At 38.9% G+C, this 437-nt stretch carries 1 protein-coding gene; it reads left to right on the forward strand.

What is annotated here, in order from left to right:
* On the forward strand, positions 1-437 hold a 437-nt coding region (locus OM075_RS25665; RefSeq protein WP_301193399.1), incomplete at both ends, for a cadherin-like domain-containing protein.

Below are 437 nucleotides of genomic sequence, written 5' to 3' on the forward strand. Positions count from 1 at the left end.
ATAACCGTTACGGTAAGCAGTGTCAATGATGCACCCGTTATTACAGGAACAAGTATTTTAAGCACATCAGAAGATACACCCCTGACAATAACGATAGATGATGTAACCTATACAGATGATAATTATGAAGGCTCAGCAACTTATAGCTTGATCATTCAGGATGGGACAAATTATACGCACGAAGGTAATACCATAACTCCAATAGCAAATTTTAATGGGACGTTGAGTGTTGGAGCAGTAGTCTCCGATGGATTATTATCGAGTGCACCATCAACTATAACCGTAACGGTAAGCAGTGTAAATGATGCGCCCGTTATTACAGGAACAAGTATTTTAAGCACATCAGAAGATACACCCCTTACAATAACGCTAGATGATGTAACCTATACAGATGATAATTATGAAGGCTCAGCGACTTATAGCTTGATCATTCAGGA

The sequence above is a fragment of the Plebeiibacterium sediminum genome (assembly GCF_026013605.1).
Taxonomy (GTDB): Bacteria; Bacteroidota; Bacteroidia; order Bacteroidales; family Marinilabiliaceae; genus Saccharicrinis; species Saccharicrinis sediminus.